This window comes from Streptomyces sp. SD31 (assembly GCF_052068475.1).
Lineage (GTDB): Bacteria > Actinomycetota > Actinomycetes > Streptomycetales > Streptomycetaceae > Streptomyces.
The window spans coordinates 63496-87278 of record NZ_JBQHCX010000012.1 but is presented as its reverse complement, the minus strand read 5'-3'; the positions used below and the strand labels follow the sequence as shown (position 1 = coordinate 87278).

Sequence of the window (23783 nt, the reverse complement as noted above, 5' to 3'; positions counted from 1 at the left end):
CCCTGGCCCACGCCCGCATCCGAATTTCCTGCCGTCCTGCCTTCCTGGGCGCCGGTACTGCTCGGTCTCCCGCAGCCGCAACCGCCCGCCGTCGTGCCCGGCGACGAGAAGCGGCTCCCCGTCGGCGCCGGCCACCAGGTCCAGTGCTTGTCCAGGCGGAACCCGTGCAGCCCTTCGGCACGGCAGGCGTCGTACACCATGTCCAGTGCGGCGGAGGCGACTCCTTGCCGACGGGCGACGGGATGGTGGGGGCGACTGCGATGGTCCCCACGGGCCCGCTCCCGCTACGGCTTCCCGGGGAGCGAATCCAATAGCGCCTGCGAAAGCCGCCGTCGCGTCGGCACTCCCGCCCGTCCGAGCCCAGTCGGACCCGCCACCGCTTCTCGCTCGACACGGTGAGCGAATCCGGTCGACGCACTCACCGAGGGCGCCCTCGGTGCGGGCCGCGAGGCGTTCGTGTGCCCGGGCGACTTGATCATCGACCGCGTGTCGACTCGCCGTCTCGGGAGCCCCACCGCGGGATGTCATCCCGGCGACGGACCACACTTCCGTTCACGCAACTGGCGTTCGCACTCCTGTGCAAGGTCCGGGTACGCCTTGGAGATGGTCGCGTAGATCCGACGCCGCAGCAGTTCCTCGGCGGCCGCGCGTCCGGTGCGTCCGTACAGCTCGTCGAGGATCTCGTCGTAGCGAGCCAGCCGGTGGCGCAGGTAGTCGACCTTCCAGCGGTCGAGCGCGCAGGGCTCGGCACCGTCGACCGTGGTGGGAGTCGCCACATGCCTCCAGCGCCACAACGCCCGCTCCTCGTCCAGCCGATTGCGGTGCTCGACCGCCAGCGCCGCCAGCCTGTCCGGAGCGAGCCGAGGCACGTCGATGGGCTCCGCGGCAATCCGCGCCAGCACCTCCCGCCGCCTGCCCAGCGCGGCAGCCCGTGCCGCAGCGGATCGGCGCGCGGCGACCGCGGAAGCGGCCCGGAACTCCTCGCTCCGCTCGGCGGCTTCCACGCGCTCGATGCTGTAGAGGCGGGTCTGTGGGGCGGCCCGGAAGTGCGGGTTGGCGCGCAGCAGGTCGGGTTCGCCGAGCAGTTGACGCACCATGCCGGGGGTCCATCCACGAGCTCGTAGGCCGGCGGCGGAGAGGTGGGTGCGGGGCGGCTGCGGCTGCTCCTGGCTTTGGTTCTGGCTTCGGTTCTGGCTCTGGCTTTGGTTCTGGCTCTCTGGGATCTTCTCGTGCGTCGTCATCAATGCTTCCCCCGTCGTCATTACGCTGAGTGACGACTCCATTGATAACGCGCACCACTGACAATCACCGGCGAAGGCGCCCGACCGCCACGGCGCGGCGTGGCTCACGCAACCCGTGCAACCCGTACGAACCGTCGGCTCGATTCAGTCCCTCCGGCCGTCAGGATCCCTCTGACCTGCGGGGGGGGGTACCCCAATCCGCCCCCGCCTCGGGAGAGCGCGGCGACCGCGGAGCCCGTGGCGCCGGAAGGTCGATCAGGTCGCTGACGTTCGCCACCTCCTGCAAGGTGCGCGCCAGCGACACCAGCGTCTCCCGTACGGCGGCGATCTCGCGGCGCAGGGTCTCGGCGTGCTCCCATTCGCGTTCGTAGACCACGGGATCGCGCCCCGCCGGCCGCTGGGACTCGTACGCGGTCAGGCGGGGATGCCACTGGGCGAGGAGCGGACGCAGCACGCGGTTGAGGACGGTGACGGCGAGGACGCCGAAGCTGACGTGGCCCGGGGCGAGGGGCGGGGCGACGTCGGGGCCGTAGCGGCGGAGGATCTCGCGGGTGGTGTTGAAGAAGGTGTAGAGGGAGGAGAGCGCCTCGCGCAGGAAGCCCTCCTCGGGGTCGAGCTCCTCGACCGACACGCGCGTGACCAGTTCCAGGTACAGCTCCCAGGCCGCGCTGCGCTCCGCGTCGGCCGGCTCCCACATGCCGGATATCTCGCCGACGAACGGAATCGTCAGCTTGGCCGTGATCTGCGACGGACCGCTCGCTCGACGTCGCCTGTGCTGCCTGTGTCCCATGATCGCCCTCCCCGGTACCCACAGTAGGGTAAGTCGCCGTGTGGGACGTCTTCCTCAGCTACAGCCGCGGTGACGTGGAGCGGGTCCGTCCGCTCGCGCGGGCGCTGCGCGACGGCGGGCTCGAGGTGTTCACGGACGAGACCGGCGTCGAGTCCTTCGCCGGCATCAGTGCCACCATCCGGCGCGAACTGGGCCGTTCCAAGGCGCTGCTGGCCTTCTACTCCACCGGCTACCCGGAGCGCGAGGCCTGCCAGTGGGAGCTGACCACCGCCTATCTGGCGGGACTTTGGGAGGGCGATCCGCGGCGCCGGGTCATGGTGGTCAACCCGGAGCGGACGGCGCATCACATCCAGCCCGTGGAACTGCGTGACGCCAGACACGCCGCGCCCGACGACCTCCCCGCCCTCGTGGCCGACGTACGCGCGCACGTGACCCGCCTCGACGGCCCGATGACGATCGCGGAACCCGGCGTACGGCACTGGCTGCTGGGCACCCCTCGGCCACGCCCCGACTTCCTGGGCCGCCTCTCGGAGCTCTGGCAGGTGCACTCCGCCCTGCACGCCCACACGGCACCCCTCGTCACCGGCCGCGCCGCCGCACACGCCGTGCAGATCCGCGGCATGGCGGGCATCGGCAAGACCCTGCTGGCCCAGGAGTACGCCCTGCGCTTCGAGGCGGCCTACCCCGGCGGCGTGTGCTGGGTGGACGGGGAGGCGTACGAGGATTCCGTGCGCGCCCTCGGCGACGCAGGCGCAGGTGTCGGCGGGACGGGTGTCGGCGGGACAGGTATCGCCGGGCCAGGTGGCCTCTTCGCCTACTTCGACGCCATCGGCGAACCGTTCCTGTGGATCGTCGACGCCGCCCCCGCCGACCGGCTCCCCGTCCGCGCCATCGCGGCGATGGCGGCACCCCACCCCCTCGGCCACACCCTGTTCACCCTGCGCAGCCGCGCCTACGACACCCTCGGCACCCCGGTCGACCTGGGACCGCTCGACGCTCCCCACGCGCGCGTGCTGGCCGGCGGTGACGAGGCACTCGCCGACGCGGTCGACGGCCATCCGCTCGCGCTGGGCCTGCTGGGCCGTGCCGTCCGCGCCGGCCACCACCCGGCCGCGCTGTACGACCGGTTGCACGCCCGGGGCCGGTCCCTCCTCGACGCCCTCGCCGACGAGGACGTCACGGGCGCCGTCGTACGCGACGTGGACACGACGGACGCCGCCGACGTCCTGCGCTGCGCCGCCGCCCTCCACCCGCTGCCCCTCACCACCGACGACGCGGCACACGTCCTCGCCGCCGCCGACGGCGTCCCCCGGATCGTCGCCCGCCGCCGCGCGGCCAACGGCGTCCGCGAGCTGCGCGCCCGCAGCCTGCTGACCCCCGCGGCCGACGAACGCTGGTCCCTGCACCCCGTGACCCAGCACGCCTGGCACCACCACGACCCGGCCCCCGCCCGCACGGAGGCCCTCCGCCACGCCGCCCTGCGCGCCCTGTACGGCCGCCGCGACCCCCGTGACCCGGTTACGCTGGCCTTCCCCGGTACCCGGAGGGAGGCACCCATGGCAGCGCCCAGCGAGTCGGAACGGATGGCCGCCTACGACATCCAGGTCGAGCTGGTCACCCGGATCGGGGTGCAGGAGCTGGCACCGGGGACGGGGAGCCTGCGGGAGGCGCTCACCTCCCTGAAGTCGCTGATCGACTTCACGCGCGCGACGCTGCACACGTACAGCGTGAGCCTGGAGCGCGGCTCGGAAACCGGTGCGCCGACGGTCCAGAGCCTCGCGTACGCCCTGATCAACGAGACGATTCGCCCCTTCACCAGCACCTGGCACCCACGCCTCGCCGCCTACGAGGCCCGCTGCCCGACGGGCACGGCCCCGCTCGATCACGAGGCGGCGTGGCCGCAGGCGGAGGCGATGCGGGCCGAACTGGCCGCCCTGCGGGAGCCGTTGGTGCGGATCGCGGAGGGGCTGGGCGGCATCTCCGGGGCGGACTTCGGGGTGGCGGCCACGGGGTGAGGCCGCCGGGCGTGATGGCGTGAGGCGTGGTGGCAGGGCGCAATTGCCTGGAGACGCGGTGGCAGGCCTACGTACGCTGCGCGTATGCCCTCCCTCCCTGGCCCCGCATCCCTCCCCGACCCTGCCTCCGACGCCGCCTTCCTCGACGCCACCGCCGACCGCCTCGCCGCCCTCCCCGCCGTCCGGGCCGTCGCCCTCGGCGGCTCGCGGGCCCAGGGCACCCACACGCCCGACAGCGACTGGGACCTGGCGATCTACTACCGGGGCGCCTTCGATCCCGCGGACCTGCGCGCGGTCGGCTGGGAGGGCGAGGTCTCCGAGGTCGGCGGCTGGGGCGGTGGTGTCTTCAACGGGGGTGCGTGGCTGACGATCGCCGGGCGGCGCGTCGACGTCCATTACCGCGATCTCGACGTCGTGGAGCGGGAGTTGGCGGAGGCGGAGGAGGGACGGTTCCGGGTGGAGCCGTTGCTGTTCCATCTCGCGGGGATTCCCAGCTACTTGGTCGTCGCGGAGCTGGCGATCAACCAGGTGCTGCGGGGTGCGCTGCCGCGCCCGGCCGGCTATCCGCAGAAGCTGCGTCGCACGGCGAGCGAGCGTTGGTACGACACCGCCCGGGCCACCCTCGGGTACGCGCAGGCCAACCATGCCCCGGCGGGCCGCCTCACCGAGGTCGCGGGGGCGATCGCCACGGCTGCCGTGCAGATGGGGCATGCGGTGCTGGCGGGGAGGGGGGAGTGGGTGACGAATGAGAAGCGGTTGCTGGAGCGGGCGGGGCTGCGGGGCGTTGACGGCGTCATCGCGTCGGTGGGTGCGCGTCCTGACCAGTTGGGCGGAGCCGTCGCGGAAGCGGAGGCGCTGTTCGAGCGGGCCATGGGCTGAGGGCACCGCGTACGCTTCCCGCGTCCTCGGCTTCGCCGTCCCGGACTGACACCCCGCCCTTCTCCACGCGGGCTCCCACAGTTGCGTTCATAAAGAACGTGGCGTTTCCACGTATCGTCACATCCCCGAAACACCCGCGTCCCATCGCCTCCAAGAACCCGCCCTACCGTGGACACCACAGCCCCAAGCCCGGCCACCGTCGCCCGAAGGCTCACCCCCGCCCTCGACGAGACGACAGGAGCCACGTGTCCCGCCCCGCACGCCCCGCAGTCCCGGCCCTCACCCTGCCGCCCTGGCTCGCCCACACCCTGCGCACCCAGCGCGGACCCGTTCCCTGGAGTGCGGTCACGCGAGGGGCGTTGGCCGCCGGCCCCCTGCTGCTCGCCGCGGTCCTCGCCGACCGCGTCTCCCTCGGCGTCGTAGCCGCGATCGCGGCCATGCTCGCCGGCATCAACGACCGCCCCGGCAGTCGCCGCGCCTCCGTCAAGCGCCTCGGGGTGCCCGCGCTGGCAGGGGCGGCCGGGCTGTTCGTCGGGACGTACGCCGGGGACCATGTCGGAGCCGTCCCGCTCACCCTCCTCCTCACCGGCCTCGGGCTCTTCGCCGGCGGCATCAGCGCGGTCGGGCCCGTCGCCTCCGGCGCCGGCACGCAATTGCTCGTCGCCTCCGCCATCGGGGCCGGGATGCCGTTGCCGGAGGCCGGGTGGCAGCGGGCGCTCGCCTATCTCGCCGGTGCCGTATGGCTGCTCGCGTTGCGGCTGGTGCTGCCCACGCCCGGTTCCCTCGCCGGCGACTTCCGGTTCGACGGGGAGCGGGACGCCGTCGCCGCCGTGTACGACGCCGTCGGTGGACTCCTCGACGCCGCGGGCACCGAGCAGGCCACCGCCCGGCGCGTGGCGCTCACCGCCGCCCTCGATCACGCGCAGGACGCCCTCGCGGGGCCCCGGCTGCGGCGGTACGCCTCCTCGTCCACCGAGCGGCGGTTGCACGCGCAGTACGCGGCGGCCCTTCCCCTCGCCGAGGCCGCCACCGCGCTCGCCTGGGCCGGGGAACCCGTGCCCGCCCGGGCCTCCGAAGGCCCCCGACGCCTCGCCGCCGCCGTACGCGGCAACACGCACACCGGCCCCCTGCCCGCTCCCTCCCGGTCCGCGCCCGCGCTGCGCGCCCTCGACGACGCCCTGCTGCACGCCGCCGAGGCCTTCGACCGGGGCAAGGGCAACCGCGACCTGCACACCCGGCGTCGTACGCCCAAGGACCTGGTCCGTGCCGTGTTCGGGGCCGGCGGGCGGGAGTACGGACTGCGCGTCGCCCTCTGCTTCGGGGCCAGCGCCGCCATCGCCCAGGCCCTGCACCACGCCCAGTGGTACGGGCAGCACGAGCACTGGTACTGGCTCCCGGCCACCGCCGTCTTCCTCGTCAAGCCCGATCTCGGGCCGCTCGCGTCCCGGGTGCTGTGCCGGGCCGCCGGCACGGTGCTGGGTGCCCTCCTCTTCGCCGGGTTCGCGGCCGTGCTGCCCCGGCCGGAAGGGCTCATCGCGCTCGTGGCTCTCAGTGGCGCCCTCATTCCCGTGGCCACTCGGCACTTCGCCGCCCAGACCGCCGTCGTGACCGTCCTCGTCCTCGCCCTGGTGATGGTGGGCGGCGAGCCGCAGGCCTCCGCGAGCCGGATCGGGGAGACTCTGCTGGCCTGTGCGATCGTCCTCGTCGTGGGGCATCTGCCGATGCCGGGGCAGCGGGGTGGGGGAGTACGGGCACGGCTCACCGCGGCCAACCGGGCCGCGCATGCCTACCTCACGCATGTGTTGCGGGAGTCCGACGCCCAGGCACTGCGCGACTCCGACGCCCGTACCCCGCTCCCGTCCGACGGCCGTGAACCCGCCCGTTCCGGCGACCGTGCCCTGCGCTGGACGCTTCGCCGCGAGGCCTACCGCACGCTCGCCGAGGCCCGCACCGCCATCGCGCTCGCCGCCGCGGAACTCCCCGCCCTCGCCCGGCACACTGAGGGCGCGGACGACGTCGTCGCCACCCTCGAACAGCTCGTGGACACGACCACCGCGTGCGCCGTGCACCTCGACGACTCGGGCCGGCTCACGTCCTGGCACACCGCCCACCTCGCCGAGTTGCTCGATGAGCTCGCGCGGGAGCGCGACCGGGTCGGCCTACGCGGCCCCGAGGCCCCCGACGTGCCGCTCGCCGGCTGACGTCGGCGCGGTGGCCCGCACGCGGACCGGGTTGCTCCCCGATGCGCGGTTCACCTCACGTGCCCCCGCGACCGCGTCGTACGTTGGCGTGATGACGCCTTCTCCCGCAGAAGCTCCCGCCGACCTCATCATCACCGGATGCACCGTCCTCGTGCACGACGACCAAGAGCGGATCGGGTTCGAGGAGAATGCCGCGATCGTCGTACGGGGCGGGGTCGTCGAGGCCGTCACGACTGCCGACGCCGTGCGCGACCGACCCGCCGTCGAGCGCTTGGACGCGCCCGGTCAAGTCGCCCTCCCCGGCCTCGTCAACTGCCACACCCACGCCCCGATGGTCGCCCTGCGCGGAGTCGCCGAGGACCTGCCCACCGAGGAGTGGTTCAACGACGTCGTCTGGCCCGTCGAGTCCAACCTCACCGAGAGGGACGTGGAGTTGGGGGCGCGGCTCGCCTGCGCCGAGATGATCCGGGGCGGCGTCACCTGCTTCGCCGACCACTACTTCGCGATGGACGTCGTGGCCGGAGTCGTCGCCGAGTGCGGGATGCGGGCCCACCTCGGCGAGGCCTTCTTCTCCTCCCAGGGGCCTCAAGGGCGGGAGAAATCGGCGGAGTTCGCGCTACGGCAGCGCGGCGGCGCCGACGGCCGTATCACCACCGCCCTCGCCCCGCACGCCCCCTACACCGTCGACGACGCCGACCTGGCCGCCACCGCCGAACTCGCCCGCGACCACGGCCTCCCCGTCCACCTCCACGCCTCCGAGAACCGGGACCAGGCCGAGACCAGCCTCGCCCGCCATGGCGTCACCCCCATCGAGGTCCTGAAGCGCACCGGAATCCTCGACGTCGACGTCCTCATCGCCCACGGCACCGGCATCCTCGACCGCGACCTGCCGGTCCTGCGCGACGCCCGCGGGCGTACGGCCGTCGCCAGCGCCCCTCGCGGCTACCTGAAGTTCGCCTGGCCCACCACCACACCCGTACGCGCCCTGCACGACATCGGCATCCCCGTCGGCCTCGCCACCGACGGCGCCGCCTCCAACAACTCCCTCGACGTATGGGAGTCGATGGCCCTCACCGCCCTCATCCAGAAGTCGGCCACCGGCGATCCACGCTGGCTGACGTCCCGTCAGGCGCTGCACCACGCCACCCTGCAGAGCGCCCGCGCCGTCGGACTCGGTGACGTGGTCGGCAGCATCGCACCCGGCCGGCGCGCCGACATCATCCTGGTCGACCTCACCGGCCCGCACACCCAGCCCGTCCACGACCTCGCCGCCACCCTGGTGCACAGCGCCCGCTCCTCCGACGTCCGCACGACCATCGTCGACGGACGGTTTCTGATGCGGGACCGTGAACTGCTCACCCTCGATGTGCCCGCCGTCGTAAGGGAGTTGGGGGAGCGCATGCCCGCACTTCTCGACCGGAGCCATGGCGAGCGGATCCAGGATTACAACACCTGAAAACCGGCCTCACAGAAGCGTTTTGGCGCCAACTGCCGGTAGTTGATCGGCCTCCCAGGGTGGTTTCACGCTACACATGAAAGCCGGAAACGTACCACCGTAGCCATCGTGTTGGTGTTCGGCATCCTGGTCGCTCCGACCGCCTTCGGACAGGGAGTCCTGGACGTGGTCGGCCGGCTCGCCCAAGGCGTGACGCAGTCGGGCAGCCCCTGATCTCCCCGGCGCGGCCTCGCAAACGAGGACCTCCGGCGTCGCTCCCCGCGCGCGTGGCCCGCTCGCGCCACCGGTGGCGTACTCCGAAGAGATCTCCTGAAATCCCCCGGTTCCCGCGATGAGTTCGGCCCCTCGTCCCGGTCACCACTCAGAACGGACCGTTGCACAGGAGGGGTGCCCCATGTCGCTTCCGGAGATCGTCTCGCGCGAGCAGTGGCGCGCGGCACGCGAGGAACTGCTGGTCAAGGAGAAGGCCGCCACGCGCGCGCGTGACGCGCTCAACGCCGAGCGGCGCAGGCTGCCCATGGTCGAGGTCGAGGAGGAGTACGTCTTCGAGGGCGGCGACGGCAAGGCCACCCTGCTCGACCTGTTCGAGGGGCGGCAGCAACTCGTCGTCTACCACTTCATGTTCGCCCCCGAATGGGACGCCGGCTGCCGCAGCTGCTCTGGGTTCCTCGACCAGATCGGGCATCTGGCGCACCTCAAGGCGCGTGGGACGACCCTTGTCGCCGTCTCCAGGGCGCCGTACACGAAGATCCTGCCGTTCAAGGCGCGCATGGGCTGGACGGTGCCCTGGTACTCGTCGTACGGCAGCGACTTCAACCACGACTTCGAGGTGACCCTGGAGCACGAGGGCGAGCTGGTGGAACGGCCCGGTGTCAGCTGCTTCCTGCGGGACCGGGACAGCGTCTTCCACACCTACTCGACGTATGAGCGCGGCCTCGACGGGCTGGGCTCGACCACCGGCTTCCTGGACCTCACCGCACTGGGCCGGCAGGAGGAGTGGGAGGAGCCCAAGGGGCGCGCGTCGGCTCTTGGGGCGCCTGCGGGTAGTGAGCGCGTCCGTTATCACGATGAGTACGACGAGTGACACGGGGCGTAGTGGTGGATCATCGAGAGTGAGCGGGCGCTCACGCATCGCGGTGAACGAGTGTCAACTACGTCTCAGTCCCGTCACTGGGCGAGGCGTTTCACCTCCGGCAGGCGTTAACTCCTACAAGTACGACGCTTTCTGGAGGTGCAGGATGGTGAACGGGCGAACAGTGCTCGAACGCTTTCCCGCGGGCGGGCCGCGAGGGTCGTGGCCGGCGGAGGAGTTCGCACACGCGCGGCGCATGGAGGGTCTGGACGCCGAGGTCGTCATGGACCTCGCGACGGACGCGTTCCTGGTGATCGTCCGCGGTGACCTCGCGGCTGACGCCGCCGCGTGACATGAGGGCGGGGGCGGGCCGGCACGCTCCCCGTCGGGTCCTCGTGCTGATCAGCCGGCCTTCGGGGCGGGCACCCGGGTCGTGAACTGCTCCGCTTGGAGCGAGTACAGCTCGGCGTAGACACCGCCGGTGGCCAGCAGTTCGTCGGGCGTGCCGGACTCCACGAGCCGCCCCTGGTCGAGGACATGCACCAGATCGGCGTGGCGTACGGATGCCAGCCGGTGGGTGATGAGGACGACCGTCTGCCCGGCGGAGGCCAGCGCGCGGATCTTCTCGAAGACCTCCAGCTCGGCCCGTGCGTCCAGGGCCGCGGTCGGCTCGTCCACGATCAGGATGTGGCCGCGCCGGTAGGCGGCCCGCGCGATCCCCAGCCGCTGCCACTGGCCGCCGGACAGCTCGTGCCCGCCGCTGAAGTGCCGGGCCAGCAGGGTGTCCAGGCCGCGCGGCAGATCGGCCACCACGTCCTCGGCGCCGGCTTCGGCGAGCGAGGCGGCCAGACGTTCCTCGGTGAGGGGCGCGGAGGAGCGGCCCACGGCCACATTGACCCGCGCGGTGAACGGCCAGCGCTTGAAGTCCTGGGCCACCATCGCGATGCGCTCGGCGAGTTGGTGCCGGTCGGCGGTGGCCGCGTCGACGCCGTCCCAGAGGATGCGGCCCCGGTCCGGGGTGTAGAGACCCGCCAGCAGCTTCACCAGAGTGGTCTTCCCGGAGCCGTTCTCGCCGACCAGGGCGACGATCCGGCCGAGGGGGAGGGTGAGCGTGACGTCGTCGAGGGCGGGGCGCGCGGATTCGCCGGGGTAGGAGAAGCTGACGTTCTCGAAGCGGACCTCCTGTGGGTCCTCGGGCAGGGCGGCCCCACCGACCGGAATCGCCCGTTCGGCCGCCTCGACGTACAGCCGCTGAAGGTCGCCCACGAAGAGGGCCTCCTCGTGGAGGGCGTTGACCTCCAGGACGAGGGTGTCGAGGCTCGAAGAGCCGGTGCGGATCGCGATGACGGCCGTACCCGCCACGGAGAGCGCCATCGCGCCGGCGAGCAGCAGTCCGCCCAGCGTGGCGTACGTCGCGACGGTCGCGAGCCCCGTCCACGCCGCCGCGATGAGCCCCGTACGCGCCGCCAGCCGGGCCAGCCGCGCCTGCTCCGCCTCCGCCGTCTCCGACATCGCCCGGTAGTGGCGCAGCAGGAAGGGCCCCACACCATGAACACGGATCTCGGGCGCGGCAGCGGGCTCGGTGAGCAGCCCGCTGATCAGATGGCCGGCCCGGGAGTGCTGCACCCAGGTGTGGAAGGACTCGTAACGGCGCCGCGCGTTGGTCAGGGCGCTCCACGCGCTGGGCAGCGTCATGGTGGCGAGGAGGGGGAGCAGGGCGGGGTGCAGCACGGTGAGCACGCCGGCCGCGGCGATCAGCGAGATGCCCGCGTTCACGACCCGTGTGCTGTACGAGATCATGCGGCGGGCGGAGGCGGCGCCGTACTGCGCGGTGTCCAGGAGCTTGTGGAAGGCGTGGTCCTCGATCGCGGCCAGCTCCACGGCCGCCGCCCGCTCCAGATACAGCTCGGTCGCCACCCGCTCGACCTTGGGCTCGAGCCGCCCGGTGGCGTACGTCGAAGCGGCCCGCAGCAACGTGGAGACCACCATCACGACGGCCATGGCGACGAGCGCGGGAACGGCACCCCGTAACCGCTCCTCCAGCGCCCCGCCCCCGATCAGCCGCCCCAGCACACTGTTCACGGCAAGCAGCCCGACCGCCTGAGCCAGCCCCCGCACCACCTCGGCCACCAGCACGGTCCGCGCGGCCCGCCGATCGGCCTGCCAGGCGAGCCGGAAACTCGACGCCAACAGCGACGGCAGCCGCGTCACCATGGCCCGGAAGCTCAGCTCCAGAAAGGCGTCCCGATGCTGATTCCACCCCATGTCGTACCGCAGAGGCCCCCCGAAGAGCAGCCGCTCCGACTCGGACACCTCAGCTGCACCAGCACCGCGCTTCTTCCCCACCCCAGCCCCTCCCCCGACCGCCCTCTGACGGAGGGCCACTATGGCGGGGCGGGCGGGCTGGGGGGGAGAGCGCGAGTGGGGGATGAGGGGTACGCGCGGGCGTACGCCCTTTCAGCCCGTCTGAGGTGCCCCCTTGGGGGAGTTTGAGGACGAGGCCCATTCAGGGCCGAAGCGGGGGTCTAGGGGCGGCAGCCCTCAGCGGGTCGCAGGGGCGGAGCCCCTTCAGGATGGGACGGGTAGGGGCGGCGGGGCGAGAGAAAACCGCCCCACCGGCGGAGCCTCACGCGCTGATGTGCCGAGACCACGCAGGCGTCGTCCCTGTCACCCGGCACAACACCAAATACAACGGAATCGGCGGCGTATAAGGAACCGTCCCGTCCGGCCGATGAATCAGCCGAGGCGTATCCGGCACCACCGCCCCCGTCGTGTACCGCACCACCGCCGGCCACTCCAGCGCATAGTCGGAGTCGGCCGGCACGATCCACCACCAGTGCGTCTCGTCGGCGTACACGCACCCCACACGAGGCAGCCGAGCCAGGACCAGAGGCCCGAAGCGGGCGGGCACCGCCACCGCGTCGCAGCCCAGGGGTGCCGTCATCCCGTCGGGAACGAGCAGCCGCCGAGGAGCCGCAGCGGAACGCAGGCCGCGGCGGAGCCGAACCAGCGAGTCCAGGCTCAGCACCTGACCGCCGCCGGACGCGCCGCTCACAGCCATGCGGGCCCCGGTCCCCCGCCGTGCCGCGCCTGCGCCTCGTCCTCGTCGCCCGAACCCCCGGACGGACCCGGCTTGGGCCGGGACCCCCACCCGAGGTCGTTGTACGGCCCGGGGTCCACGGGGAAGGCGTCCCGGAACCCGGCCGCGCGCGGCAGATCCGCCCAGACGACGAGCCCGGACTCCTGCTCCCGGGTCCCCCACGCGTGGCAGAGGGCGTCGATGAGAAGCAGTCCTCTCCCGTGCTCCTCCTCGGGCCGCGCGGCCAACGGATGCGGCTCACCCGGCGCACACCCTTCGTCGCGCACGGCTATGCGCACCAGCTCGGCACCGTCGCGCAGCTCACAGACGATGTGCTCGCTCGCGGTGTGCACGATCGCGTTGGTGACCAGCTCGGACACGACCAGAGCCGCCGTGTCGCAGGTGTCCTCGCACACCGCCCAGCCGTTCAGCCGAGCCCGGGTCAGGCGTCTGGCCTGCGCGGGAGAACCCGGATGCGCGGCCAGTTCGAAGCGGAACCGGCGCTGGGCAGCGGCGCCCCGCTGGGGGCCGACTCCCGTGGCGGCGCCGAAGCCGTGGGGGGCAGCGGCGTCTGTTCCTAAGGGTGGGGACGGAATCACGCTTGCCACTATCGCCCCGCCGTGAACACTTGGCAAGTGTCACTCTGGAAATTGCAGAGTGCTGTGTGACGCGGTGGAAGGCCGTGGCACACTGCTCGCAACAGCATGTCGAGCGGCGCCAGTTGGGATCGCCGAGGATCCGCCGGTTCTCACCGGCGATCTTCGAATAGGTCTTCGAATGGCGCCGTCGGCCTGTCGGGATTCATGTCGGGACTCAGCCGGCCTGTCGGGACTCATTCGTGGAGGTGGAGCGTGAGCGAGCCGCGGTCCGCGCCGACGGTCGGTCAGGTCGTCCTCGGCCGACGCCTGCTGGACCTGCGCGAACGCGCCGGGCTCAAGCGTGAGGAGGCCGCCCGCATCCTCCGCGTCGCCCCCGCCACGGTCCGCCGTATGGAGATGGCCGAGGTCGCGCTCAAGATCCCGTACCTCCAACTGCTCCTGAAGGCCTACGGCATCTCCGACGAAGAGGCCGACGGCTTTGTGCAACTGGCCGAGGAGGCCAACAAACCCGGCTGGTGGCAGCGGTTCCACGACATCCTGCCGGGCTGGTTCTCGATGTACGTCAGCCTGGAGGGCGCGGCGAGCCTCATCCGGTCGTACGAACCCCACTTCGTGCCCGGCCTGTTGCAGACCGAGGACTACGCGCGTGCGGTGCTGAGGTCGGGGGCCATCGGCCGGACCAGCCCCGATGACATCGAGCGCCATGTCGCCTTGCGCATGCAACGCCAGCAACTGCTCACCCGTGAGGACGCGCCCCGGCTGTGGGTCGTGATGGACGAAACCGTGCTGCGCCGCCGGGTCGGTGGCCCGGAGGTGATGCGTGCCCAGGTCGACCGGCTGCTCGAGGCCACGAAGCTGCCCCACGTGACGCTGCAGGTGGCCCCGTTCGCGAACGGGCCGCACCCCGGCACGTACGGGCCCTTCGTGCTGTTCCGATTTGCCATGTCAGAACTGCCGGACATGGTCTACAGCGAGTACCTGACCGGCGCCGTCTACCTCGACGCGCGCACCGAGGTGGCGACCCATCTCGAGGTCATGGACCGCATGGCGGCGCAGGCCGCTACGGCACATCGCACGAAGGGGATCCTCCGGGATCTCCGCAAGGAGCTGTGAATGGATCGCATCAAGCCGCGCATACACGTCTACAACGGCATGCCCGCGCGGGACTTGGGCACCGAGGGCTGGCACAAGCCGTGGAGCGGCGGCAACGGCGGCAACTGCCTGGAGGCGATGAAGCTCGCCGACGGTCGGATCGCCGTCCGTCAGTCGACCGACCCGGACGGGCCGGCGCTGATCTACACCACGGACGAGATGACGGCGTTCATCGAGGGGGCGAAGGCGGGGGAGGCGGACTTCCTCCTCTCGTGAGCTCCTTGCACTCCTTGCACTCCTTGCACTCCTTGAGGCACTTGAGTCACTGAGTCACTTGCCCGTCTCTCGTACAACTTCCTTTACTGGGTGCCCAGTTGATAATTCATTGCGTCCTACGGAGCGCCTCATGATCGAGATCGACACCAGCAAGCCGCATCCCGCGCGGATGTACGACTGGTATCTCGGCGGCAAGGACAACTACCCCGTCGACGAGGCCATGGGGAAGCAGATGCTCGCCCTCGACCCGCGCGTCCCGGTGATGGCGCGGGTCAACCGCGCCTTCATGCACCGGGCCACACGCTGGCTCGCCGAGCACGGCGTACGTCAGTTCCTGGACGTCGGCACCGGTATCCCCACCGAGCCGAACCTCCATCAGGTCGCCCAGAGGGTCGTCCCCGACGCGCGCGTCGTCTACTGCGACAACGACCCCATCGTGCTGGCCCACGCGGCGGCCCTGCTGCGCGGCACGGACGAAGGCGCGACCGAGTACCTGCAGGCCGATGTGCGCAGCCCCGAGGCGATCGTCGAGGGGGCGAAGAAGGTCCTGGACTTCAGCCGCCCGGTGGCCCTTTCCCTCATCGCGCTGCTGCACTTCGTCTCCGACGAGGACGGCGCGCACGAGCTGGTGTCCCGGCTGCTGGCCGAACTCCCTTCCGGCAGCTACCTGGTGGTGACGCACGCGACCGCCGACTTCACTCCGGAGGAGTCGAAAGCGGCGACCGAGAAGCTCAAGGCGGCCGGCGTCACCCTGGCCCTGCGCTCCCGTGAGGAGTTCGCCCGCTTCTTCGCCGGCCTCGAACTCGTAGAGCCCGGCGTCGAGGTGCCGCACCACTGGCACCCCGAACTGGGTGAGCCCGTACCCGGACAGGATGACGGGGTCATCCCCGGGTACGGGGCGGTGGGGCGCAAGCCGTAGTTCCCCCCACGGGCAAGCCGTAGTTCCCCCCCACGGGCAAGCTGCAGGTCGCCCTACGGGCGAGCCGTAGTTCTCCTTGCAGGTACGACGCTCTCCTTACAGGTACGACATCATGCGCCGCGGAGCGTCCACCAGGCGGCTGAGGACCACCACCGGCAGCGGGGGCTGCTCCACCTTGGCCGGGCTGAGGTTCAGCCCGTAGTAGATCTGCTCGATCGAGGGCGGGCCGACCGCGAGGTTGCGCCGGACAGCCTGCGACGGCGACTCCTCACCGGTCTTCACGAGGTACGCCGCGACCATCGCGCCCGTACGGCCGACACCCGCGCCGCAGTGGACGAACACCGGGCCGGACGCCGACGAGACGACGTCGAGGAAGCGCTGCACCTGCTGGGGCGACGGCGTCTGCCCGTCACGGATCGGCATGCGCACGGCCTTCAGCCCGGCCTCACGCGGTTCGGCCAGCTCAGCCGCGCTCAGGTCCTCGGCGCGCAGGTCGACGACGGTGGTGATGCCCATGCTCGCCAGCGCCCGGTAACCGGCCGGGGAGGGGGCGGAGCCGCGCCACAGCCGGCCGTCGGTGTCCACCGGCTGGAAGTGGTTCACGCCCTGCACGGACCGCGTACCGGTAGGCGCCGGAGTCTCCTCGCGGGCCAGGAACGACAGGCCCAGGATGCTGCCGGCGCCGGCGGCCCACAGGGCGATGTAACCGATGACGAGGCCGAGGAGGATCCGCAGCGCGCGCCGGGACAGCGGGCGCTTGCGCAGAGCGGGGGAGGGCAGGGTTGCGGTAAGGACAGCCATGGACGACCCGGAGGGCTAGGGGACGAGGGTCCTTGGAATCGTAACCTGCGGTATGTGATCAACTGTGCGATACGTCCGTTTTGTGCGATTAGTCTCAGTTGTCATGTTCGTGCGGGCGGGCACGTTCAGCCCTCGTCCGCCTCCGCGTCGCCGACGCCGACCACCGTGAGATGCGCGCGGTCCAGGGTCGCGTCCTCCAGGCAGCCGCGCAGCCGCATGAGGTCGTGGTCGGTGAGCGCGGGCCGTATGACCCCGGCGAACGTGCCGTCCCCCAGGTCACCCAGCGTGGCGTGGAGCAGCGGTGCGGCCGTGGAGTGCCGACAGCTCTCCCAGATCTGCTGTGCTGCCAGCGCCCTCCCGTCGGGCGACATGTCCACGCCCCGCAACTCGATCTGGACGACCACGGAGGTCGCCTCGTTCTCGTTGGCCTCCTCCTTCCGGGTCTGGGTGAGGTCGGCGAGCCCCACGACCAGGGCGGCGAGCAGGGCGGCGCAGACGAGGGCGACGGTGGCGAGACGGGCGGTACGGCCCCGGGAGGGTCCGCCGCCCAGCGGTGGCAGGTCCTCCAGGTCGTCGGAGGCCGCCGGGTCGGGTGCGGCGAGCACGGCCAGCCGCCCGGCCAGGCGCCGCTCGGCGGGCTTCGCCGTGGCCGACGCGACCCGCTGCACCACCCAGGCGAGCCCGGACAGCAGGACACCGGCGACCATGAGGACCGGCACAAAGACGTACGTCCGCTCCGCGGGGTCCTCCAGCCACCGGAACCGCGTCTCCTCGTGCGCCGCGGCCGGCTCGCGCAGCCGCGTCAGTATGTCCTCCTGGCGGGCGTCCAGCTCCCGCTGCCGCCGGTCGGTGTCGCGCAGCCGCTCCTCGATCCGGTTCAGCCGCCCCAGTGTCACCAGGCCGAGCAGCAACACCTCGACGACCAGCAGCAGGACGCCGCAGATCATCGCCCGCTGCCACTGCCAGCGGTACAGGTAGACGACGAGGTAGGTGCCCGCGCCGGCGGCGACCAGCGCTCCGAAGACGTACGCGATCTTCCTCATGACGCGTCCCCCAGTCGTACGTCACCTGCCGTGCCGTCGACGGTCAGCCGGGAGCCGGGCGGGAACCGGCGTACGGCGTCGGTGGCGCCGACGACCGCGGGGAGTCCGAACTCCCTTGCCAGGACTGCCAGGTGGGACAACGCGCTGCCGGTCTGGGCGACCAGGCCGGTGAGGCCTGGCAGCAGCGGGGCGAGCGCGGGGTCCAGGGTGCGCACGACCAGCACGGCGTCCCTCGGCCGGGGACCCGTCCCGTCCCACACGGTGCCGACGACGCGCCCCGCGGACACGCCCCGTACGCCGTCGCCCCGGCTGCCTCCCCGCTCGGCGACGACGACCTGACCGTCCGCGAGCCGGAAGGCATCCGGCAACGGCGGCGAGTCGGCCTGCGGCACGCGCGCGTGGAGATCGCCGGGCAGGGCTCCGCCGTCCAGTACGGCGGCCAGCTCCGCCCACCGCAACAGCCCGACACGCTCCAGGCCGATCCCCAGCCGGCGAGCCACCTCGCGCACGAGCCGCACCTGCAGTTCCTGCACCCAGCGGATGCGGAGGCGGAGGGCTTCGCGGGGTGGGAGGGGGGTGAGGGAGTGGTGGGGGGGCGTGGCGTCTGCGGGCGTAGGGGACGGAAAGGCCTCCGCGTGCGAGGTGGCCCGTGTGATGCCGGTGTGTGGGGTGGCGTAGATGGCGAAGGCCGCGCTCGTGGAAGGCGGGCGCGGAGCGGGCGGGCGGCTGCCGTTCGGGGTGGGTGCGGCGTGGGTGGTCCGCACCCGTGTGGCGGCGTCCGGCGCCGGTTCCTGGGCGATCACTGTCGCCCACGTTCGGTGCGTATCCGTGGCCTGCGGAGCGGCCTGGCCGGAGTCGTTCGTCGGCGGTGACGGCGTCGCCGTGGCGCCCGGCAGTTGCCGCCGTCCGCGCAGGTTCGGGGCGGTGAGGGCCAGGATCACCGGGTTCGTGGCGATCACCTGGTCGTCCGGGATGCCCAGGGCGCGGGCCTCGGCCAGGACGGCCAGGGCCGTGCCGGCCGCCGTGCGGCTCTTGGGCGGTTCGTCGAGGAGGGCTCCCGCGAGGGCCTCCTGGGCGTGCAGGGAGACCAGGACCCGGCGGGCCCAGCGGAGCTCCGCGGCCAGGGCCGACCCGGAGAGCCGCGTGGGCGACGGGATCCCGGCGAGGTGGCGGTCGACGTCCGCGGCGAGGTCGGTGGCAAGGCCGGGCAGGGCGGACGCGAGGCGACCCACTCGCCAGGCCGCGGTGAGCCGGCGCGCTCCGGGTGCCGGGTTGAGCAGCGCGAGCCACCGGTGCCGGGGTGGCACGGCGCCGAGGAGCCGCAGATCGCCGGCGGCGCGACCGGCGACCGTCGTGACCACGGGCACCGAGTTCAGCAGCCGACGCGGCGCGGTGCCCCCGATGTCGAGCGCGGCGGCGAGCCCACGGGCCATCGGCGCCACCCACAGGTCCTCCTCCAGCGGCGTCAGCTGCTCCGGCAGCGTCTCCGCCACCGGGCCGGGCCCGAGCAGTCGCGCACCGCGCGCCGGTCGCGCCGTCATCGCGGTGATCGGCCGACTCTGGAACAGCCACAGCCGCCCGTCCGCGTCGAACCCGAACTCGACGTCCTGCGGTCCGCCGAAGACCCGACGGACCTGCCGCGCCAGCCGCGCCAGCCGGAACAGCTCGACGCGCGTGAGCAATGAGCCGGAGGGCTCCGTCGGGACCTCCGAAGACTCCGTCCGCAGGAGCCGTCCGTGCCCGCTCAGCCAGTAGTCGGTGCCCGCCCGCGCCCCGCTGACCAGGCTGTCCGGTCCGCCGCGCACCGCGCTGACCAGCAGTCTGTCGGCCCGCCCCGCGACCGGGTCGGCACCGAACATCACCCCGCCGACCCGAGCCGTGAGCATGGGCTGCACCAGCACCGCCATCGGTGCCGTGGAGCCGTCGGACCGGTGCGCCGAGTCGAGCACGGTCTGTACGGCCGTACGAAAGTCCCGCCAGCCGCGTACGTCGAGCACCGAGGTGAACTGGCCCGCCAGGGACGACTCCTCGGTGTCCTCCTGGGGCGAGGAGGACCGGACGACGAGCGGGCGGGCGCCGCCGTCGGAGAGGGCGTCCCAGGCGCGCCGCAGGGCGACCGTGTCGCGCACTGCCTGGTGCGGTATCACGAAACCGGGAAGCACGGGCAGTCCGGCGCGGGCCGCGCGGGCGAGGTTCGCGGCCTTGGATCCCATCAGCCGGGGGAGCGCGGTGCCGGTGCCGGGCAGGTCCAGCGGGACGACGGCTGGGCCGTACGTCTCGATCTTGGCCGGCGTGACGTCGCCCCGCAGTTCATCCCCGTCGCGCGCGCCTTCTCCGTGACGTTCATCGAGCGTCGTCATCGAACACCCTCCAGGACCGACCGCCAACAGGGGGGACGCGCTGGGATGGCCCTGCGCCTGACGACGGAACGAAGGATGGGGGCGAGCTGCTGCCGTCCCGGGCCGGGTACGACGTCAGCACACCTCCTGCTCCGATGATCCCACTCCTGTTCGGATCCATGTAGCCCGGAAGTCACCTTTCGGACACATGCGAGAACAAATCCGAATGCGACGGTATGCCGGGAATGCGTGATTTATCCACCCTTAGCGGCCCTTACCGGGCGGCAGCGCCCCGCACAGCGCCTCCAGCGCCGCCCCGTACGCGTGCTCCGAGGGCGTCGCGTATCCGACGACGATGCCGTCGCGGACCGGCATGGCCGTCTCCACGGCGTCCGGGTGCCGGAACTCGGCGAGGCCGTCCAGGGCGATGCCCTGCCAGGTGGCGGCCTTGACCGTGGAGCGTTCGGTGCCGGGCGGCAGCCGCAGCACTGCGTGCAGTCCGGCGGCGACACCGGTGACCTCGATGTGCGGCGCGTGCGTTGCGAGCGCCGTGACGAGGCGGTCGCGGCGGCTCCGGTACCGCTGCCGCATCCGCCGTACATGACGGTCGTACGCCCCGGAGACGATGAAGTCGGCGAGGCTCAGCTGATCGAGGACGCTCGCCCACGCCTCCCGCTCGCCCTTGGCCACGAGTACGTCGTCGACGTACCGCTCCGGCAGCACCATCCACCCGAGCCGCACCGCCGGCGACAGGCTCTTGCTGACCGAGCCGATGAAGATCACTCGCTCGGGATCGAGCCCCTGGACGGCGCCGACGGGTTTACGGTCGTAGCGGAACTCCCCGTCGTAGTCGTCCTCCAGGATCACGCCCCCACGCGCGCGTGCCCAGTCGATCACGGCGGCACGCCGCTCGGGGTGCAGCGGGCCGCCGGTCGGGAACTGGTGCGCGGGCGTGAGCAGTACGGCCCGTTCGCGTCCCAGCCGGTCGACGCGTGCGCCGTCCTCGTCGAGGGGGAGCGGTACGGTCCGTACGCCCGCGGCGGCGAGGAGTTCGCGGTGGAAGCCCAGCCCGTACGCCTCCACGGCCAGCGGGCCGCGCAGCACGCCGCCGCCTGCGCCGCCGCCTGCGCCTGGGCCTCCGTCCTGGCCGAACAGCAGCCGCAGGGCGTGCGCGAAGCCGGAGCAGATCACGATCCGGCCCGGCTCCGTACGCACGCCACGCGCGCGTGCCAAGTACTCGGTGAGCGCCTCCCGCAGTTCCACGCGTCCGGCGGGATCGCCGGGCCCGAAGACCTCGTTCGGTGCCTGCTGGAGGGCCCGCCGATAGGAGACCAGCCAGGCCGCACGTGGGAACGCCGACGCGTCCGGGGTGCCCTGCCGCAGGTCGTGCCGAGGCCCACGCGCGCGTGGAGGCGCCTTACGGGGCACTCGCTCGCCGCGTCGCAGGGGCTCGGCGCGCTCGGCCACCCTCGTCCCGGACCCCTGGCGGGCGGTGAGCCAGCCCTCGGCCACCAGCTCCGCGTACGCGTCGGCCACGGTGTTTCGGGCGATGCCCAAGTCGGCGGCGAGCGAACGGTACGGCGGCAGTCGGGTACCGGGCGCGAGCCGCCCCTCGCGTACCGCCTCACGCAGCGCACGGGTCAACGCGGCCCGCCGCCCGCCCGGCGCGGGGGATCCGGATGCCTCGGGCGACTCGGACAGGTCCAAATGCAGGTCGGCACCGATCCGCTCCGCGAAATTGACCCACGATTCTGCCATGGAAATGCACCCTACCGCCGGTCTTTTCGGCCCGTAGGTTGATCCACATGACGACGAACACGATCGACACCAAGCTCGCCGAGTCCATCAACGAGGCCGAGGCCGCCCGCACCCGCCTCGACTTCGCGAAGTCCGCCCCGAAGGTCTTCCGCGCCATCGTCGGCTTCGACGCGGCCGCCCGCGAGGGCCTGGACCCGGCACTCGTCGAACTGATCCAGATCCGCGCCTCGCACCTCAATCACTGCGCCTACTGCCTCCACATGCACACGGCCGACGCCCGCAAGGCCGGCGAGAGCGAGGACCGGCTGCACATGGTCGCCGTCTGGCGCGAGGCCCGCCACTTCTTCACCGAGAAGGAACAGGCCGCCCTGGCCCTGACGGAAGCGGTGACCCTGGTGGCCGACGGTGGGGTCCCCGACGACGTCTACGCCCAGGCCGCGGCCCACTTCGACGAGGCGGAACTGGCACAGGTACTGGCCCTGATCCTCACGATCAACACGTGGAACAGGGTGGCGCTGGCGACGGCAAAGGTGGCGGGGACGGACGAGCGGCGTCAGATACGCCGGTGAGCCGTTTCTCGCGCCCGCGAGCACTGCCCGTCAGACGGACATGGGGCGGTCGTACGGCGAGATCGGCGCCGGCAGCCGCGAACTCCCCGTCAGATAACGGTCCACGGCCGCCGCCACCGCCCGCCCCTCCGCGATCGCCCACACGATGAGCGACTGCCCCCGGGCGGCATCCCCCGCGGCGAACACGCCGGGGACGTTCGTGGCGAACCCGGCATCCCGGGTGATCGTGCCGCGAGGCTCCAGCTCCAGCCCCAACTGGTCGATCAGCCCGTCTCCCCGGTCGGGCCCGGAGAAGCCGAGGGCGAGCAGGACGAGGTCGGCGGGCAGCGTCCGCTCGGTGCCCGCCAGCGGGCTGCGCCGCGCGTCCACCTCGGTCAGGTGCAGCGACCGTACCTGTCCGTCGGCGTCACCCGTGAAGCGGAGCGTGGACGCCGCGAACAGTCGCGCGTCCGCGTCCGCCGCGGGTGCCGTCCGCAGATCGCGCGCCTCCTCGTGCGCGGCCGACAGACGGTAGATCTTCGGGTACGTCGGCCAGGGCTCGGCGTCCTCGTCCCGCTCGGCACCCGGCTGGGCGTAGATGTCGAGCTGGGTCACGGAGGCGGCGCCCTCCCGAACGGCGGTGCCGAGACAGTCGGCCCCCGTGTCCCCGCCGCCGACGATGACGACATGCTTTCCGGCGGCGGACATGGGGGAGGTCTCCAGATCGCCCTCGCACACCCGGTTGGCCAGCGGCAGATACTCCATCGCCTGATGGATGCCGCTCAACTCCCGCCCGGGTAGGGGAAGTTCACGCCAGGCCGTGGCCCCCGTGGCGATCACCACGGCGTCGTAGCGCGACCGCAGCTCGGCGGCCCCGATGTCCCGCCCGACCACCGTCGACGTACGGAACTTGGTCCCCTCGGCCCGCATCTGCTCGATCCGGCGCTCCAGATGGTGCTTCTCCATCTTGAACTCGGGGATGCCGTACCGCATCAGCCCGCCGATCCGGTCGTCCTTCTCGTACACGGCGACCGTGTGCCCCGCCCGGGTCAGTTGCTGCGCCGCGGCGAGCCCGGTGGGCCCCGACCCGATCACCGCGACCGTACGCCCGGACAGCCGGTCCGGCGGGCTCGGCGGCGCGAACCCCTCTTCCCAGGCGCGGTCGGCGATCGCGCACTCGACGTTCTTGATCGTGACGGCCGGCTGGTTGATCGCCAGCACGCACCCCGCCTCGCACGGCGCCGGACACAACCGCCCCGTGAACTCGGGGAAGTTGTTCGTCGCGTGCAGCCGGTCGGCGGCCGCCCGCCAGTCCTCCCGTGACACCAGGTCGTTCCACTCGGGGATCAGATTGCCGAGCGGGCAGGCGTCGTGGCAGAAGGGTATGCCGCAGTCCATGCAGCGGTCGGCCTGCTTGCTGATGATGGGCAGCAGCGCCCCGGGGACGTACACCTCGTCCCAGTCCTTGACCCGCTCCTCGACGGGCCGGCGCGGCCACTCCTGGCGGGGGGTGGTCATGAAACCCTTGGGATCGGCCATGGCCGTCTTCCTTGCGTGCGCGTGCGCGTGTGACGTGTTGGAGCCGTGCGTCATCGGGCGGCACTCTTCCGGCCACGATACGTCCCACGGGCCGCGGGCGCAGAGTGGCGGGACAGCGCTTTCTCCCCGGTGACGC

20 protein-coding genes are annotated in these 23783 nt (G+C 72.3%); 10 read left to right on the top strand and 10 right to left on the bottom strand.

Annotated elements, in window-relative coordinates; translation table 11 throughout:
- Positions 1-524 precede the first annotated feature (524 nt).
- Positions 525-1241, bottom strand: coding sequence for a hypothetical protein (locus ACTMVF_RS25445; RefSeq protein ID WP_441273427.1), 717 nt, complete (start codon positions 1239-1241; stop codon positions 525-527).
- Between the two features lie 160 nt (positions 1242-1401).
- Positions 1402-2031: a hypothetical protein gene (locus tag ACTMVF_RS25440; RefSeq protein WP_441273426.1), complete on the bottom strand. Its 630-nt coding sequence runs from the start codon at positions 2029-2031 to the stop codon at positions 1402-1404.
- Positions 2032-2069: 38 nt separating this feature from the next.
- On the opposite strand from ACTMVF_RS25440, the gene ACTMVF_RS25435 reads away from it, so the two are divergent.
- The 6 genes from ACTMVF_RS25435 (at position 2070) to ACTMVF_RS25410 (ending at position 10006) form a co-directional block, all read left to right on the top strand.
- On the top strand, positions 2070-4046 hold the full coding sequence (locus tag ACTMVF_RS25435; protein ID WP_441273425.1) for a TIR domain-containing protein: 1977 nt from the start codon (positions 2070-2072) through the stop codon (positions 4044-4046).
- Positions 4047-4130: 84 nt separating this feature from the next.
- Complete coding sequence (locus ACTMVF_RS25430; RefSeq protein WP_441273424.1) at positions 4131-4925, top strand: nucleotidyltransferase domain-containing protein; 795 nt, start codon at positions 4131-4133, stop codon at positions 4923-4925.
- 245 nt (positions 4926-5170) lie between these two features.
- Entirely contained in the window at positions 5171-7126 is a 1956-nt protein-coding gene (locus ACTMVF_RS25425; protein WP_441273423.1) for an FUSC family protein, read from the top strand.
- Positions 7127-7217: 91 nt separating this feature from the next.
- Complete coding sequence (locus tag ACTMVF_RS25420) at positions 7218-8582, top strand: amidohydrolase (protein ID WP_441273422.1); 1365 nt, start codon at positions 7218-7220, stop codon at positions 8580-8582.
- 394 nt (positions 8583-8976) lie between these two features.
- Positions 8977-9666 (top strand): DUF899 domain-containing protein, encoded by a 690-nt coding sequence (locus tag ACTMVF_RS25415; RefSeq protein ID WP_441273421.1) that lies wholly within the window; start codon positions 8977-8979, stop codon positions 9664-9666.
- A 154-nt stretch (positions 9667-9820) separates the two neighbouring features.
- Complete coding sequence (locus tag ACTMVF_RS25410) at positions 9821-10006, top strand: hypothetical protein (RefSeq protein WP_274238163.1); 186 nt, start codon at positions 9821-9823, stop codon at positions 10004-10006.
- A 50-nt stretch (positions 10007-10056) separates the two neighbouring features.
- On the opposite strand, the gene ACTMVF_RS25405 is transcribed toward ACTMVF_RS25410, so the two are convergent.
- The 3 genes from ACTMVF_RS25405 to ACTMVF_RS25395 all read right to left on the bottom strand — a co-directional run bounded on the left by ACTMVF_RS25405 (position 10057) and on the right by ACTMVF_RS25395 (position 13341).
- On the bottom strand, positions 10057-12000 hold the full coding sequence (locus ACTMVF_RS25405) for an ABC transporter ATP-binding protein (protein WP_441273420.1): 1944 nt from the start codon (positions 11998-12000) through the stop codon (positions 10057-10059).
- A 280-nt stretch (positions 12001-12280) separates the two neighbouring features.
- Entirely contained in the window at positions 12281-12715 is a 435-nt protein-coding gene (locus tag ACTMVF_RS25400) for a hypothetical protein (RefSeq protein WP_441273419.1), read from the bottom strand.
- Positions 12706-13341, bottom strand: a complete 636-nt coding sequence (locus tag ACTMVF_RS25395) for an ATP-binding protein (RefSeq protein ID WP_441273418.1) — start codon at positions 13339-13341, stop codon at positions 12706-12708. Before ACTMVF_RS25395 ends, ACTMVF_RS25400 begins: the two co-directional genes overlap by 10 nt.
- A gap of 243 nt (positions 13342-13584) precedes the next feature.
- Here ACTMVF_RS25395 and ACTMVF_RS25390 point away from each other — a divergent pair, with 243 nt between their 5' ends.
- From ACTMVF_RS25390 to ACTMVF_RS25380, 3 genes are all read left to right on the top strand, one after another.
- A complete protein-coding gene (locus ACTMVF_RS25390) occupies positions 13585-14445 on the top strand; it encodes a helix-turn-helix domain-containing protein (RefSeq protein WP_441273417.1) in 861 nt (286 codons plus the stop codon).
- Complete coding sequence (locus tag ACTMVF_RS25385; RefSeq protein WP_403327012.1) at positions 14446-14700, top strand: DUF397 domain-containing protein; 255 nt, start codon at positions 14446-14448, stop codon at positions 14698-14700.
- 130 nt (positions 14701-14830) lie between these two features.
- On the top strand, positions 14831-15619 hold the full coding sequence (locus tag ACTMVF_RS25380; RefSeq protein WP_441273416.1) for an SAM-dependent methyltransferase: 789 nt from the start codon (positions 14831-14833) through the stop codon (positions 15617-15619).
- A gap of 96 nt (positions 15620-15715) precedes the next feature.
- On the opposite strand, the gene ACTMVF_RS25375 is transcribed toward ACTMVF_RS25380, so the two are convergent.
- The 4 genes from ACTMVF_RS25375 to pdxR all read right to left on the bottom strand — a co-directional run bounded on the left by ACTMVF_RS25375 (position 15716) and on the right by pdxR (position 21560).
- Positions 15716-16420 (bottom strand): fused DSP-PTPase phosphatase/NAD kinase-like protein, encoded by a 705-nt coding sequence (locus ACTMVF_RS25375; protein ID WP_441273415.1) that lies wholly within the window; start codon positions 16418-16420, stop codon positions 15716-15718.
- A gap of 125 nt (positions 16421-16545) precedes the next feature.
- Positions 16546-17463 carry a hypothetical protein gene (locus ACTMVF_RS25370; RefSeq protein ID WP_441273414.1) on the bottom strand — a complete coding sequence of 306 codons (918 nt, stop codon included), beginning with the start codon at positions 17461-17463 and terminating at the stop codon, positions 16546-16548.
- Positions 17460-19823, bottom strand: coding sequence for a PEP/pyruvate-binding domain-containing protein (locus ACTMVF_RS25365; RefSeq protein WP_441273413.1), 2364 nt, complete (start codon positions 19821-19823; stop codon positions 17460-17462). The genes ACTMVF_RS25370 and ACTMVF_RS25365 overlap by 4 nt, the downstream gene beginning before the upstream one ends.
- Before the next feature lie 243 nt (positions 19824-20066).
- Positions 20067-21560, bottom strand: coding sequence for a MocR-like pyridoxine biosynthesis transcription factor PdxR (gene pdxR / locus ACTMVF_RS25360; protein WP_441273412.1), 1494 nt, complete (start codon positions 21558-21560; stop codon positions 20067-20069).
- A 47-nt stretch (positions 21561-21607) separates the two neighbouring features.
- Here pdxR and ACTMVF_RS25355 point away from each other — a divergent pair, with 47 nt between their 5' ends.
- Positions 21608-22129: a carboxymuconolactone decarboxylase family protein gene (locus tag ACTMVF_RS25355; RefSeq protein WP_441273411.1), complete on the top strand. Its 522-nt coding sequence runs from the start codon at positions 21608-21610 to the stop codon at positions 22127-22129.
- Between the two features lie 30 nt (positions 22130-22159).
- Here ACTMVF_RS25355 and ACTMVF_RS25350 read toward each other — a convergent pair whose 3' ends face one another.
- On the bottom strand, positions 22160-23647 hold the full coding sequence (locus tag ACTMVF_RS25350; RefSeq protein ID WP_441273410.1) for a glutamate synthase subunit beta: 1488 nt from the start codon (positions 23645-23647) through the stop codon (positions 22160-22162).
- Between the last annotated feature and the right edge of the window lie 136 nt (positions 23648-23783).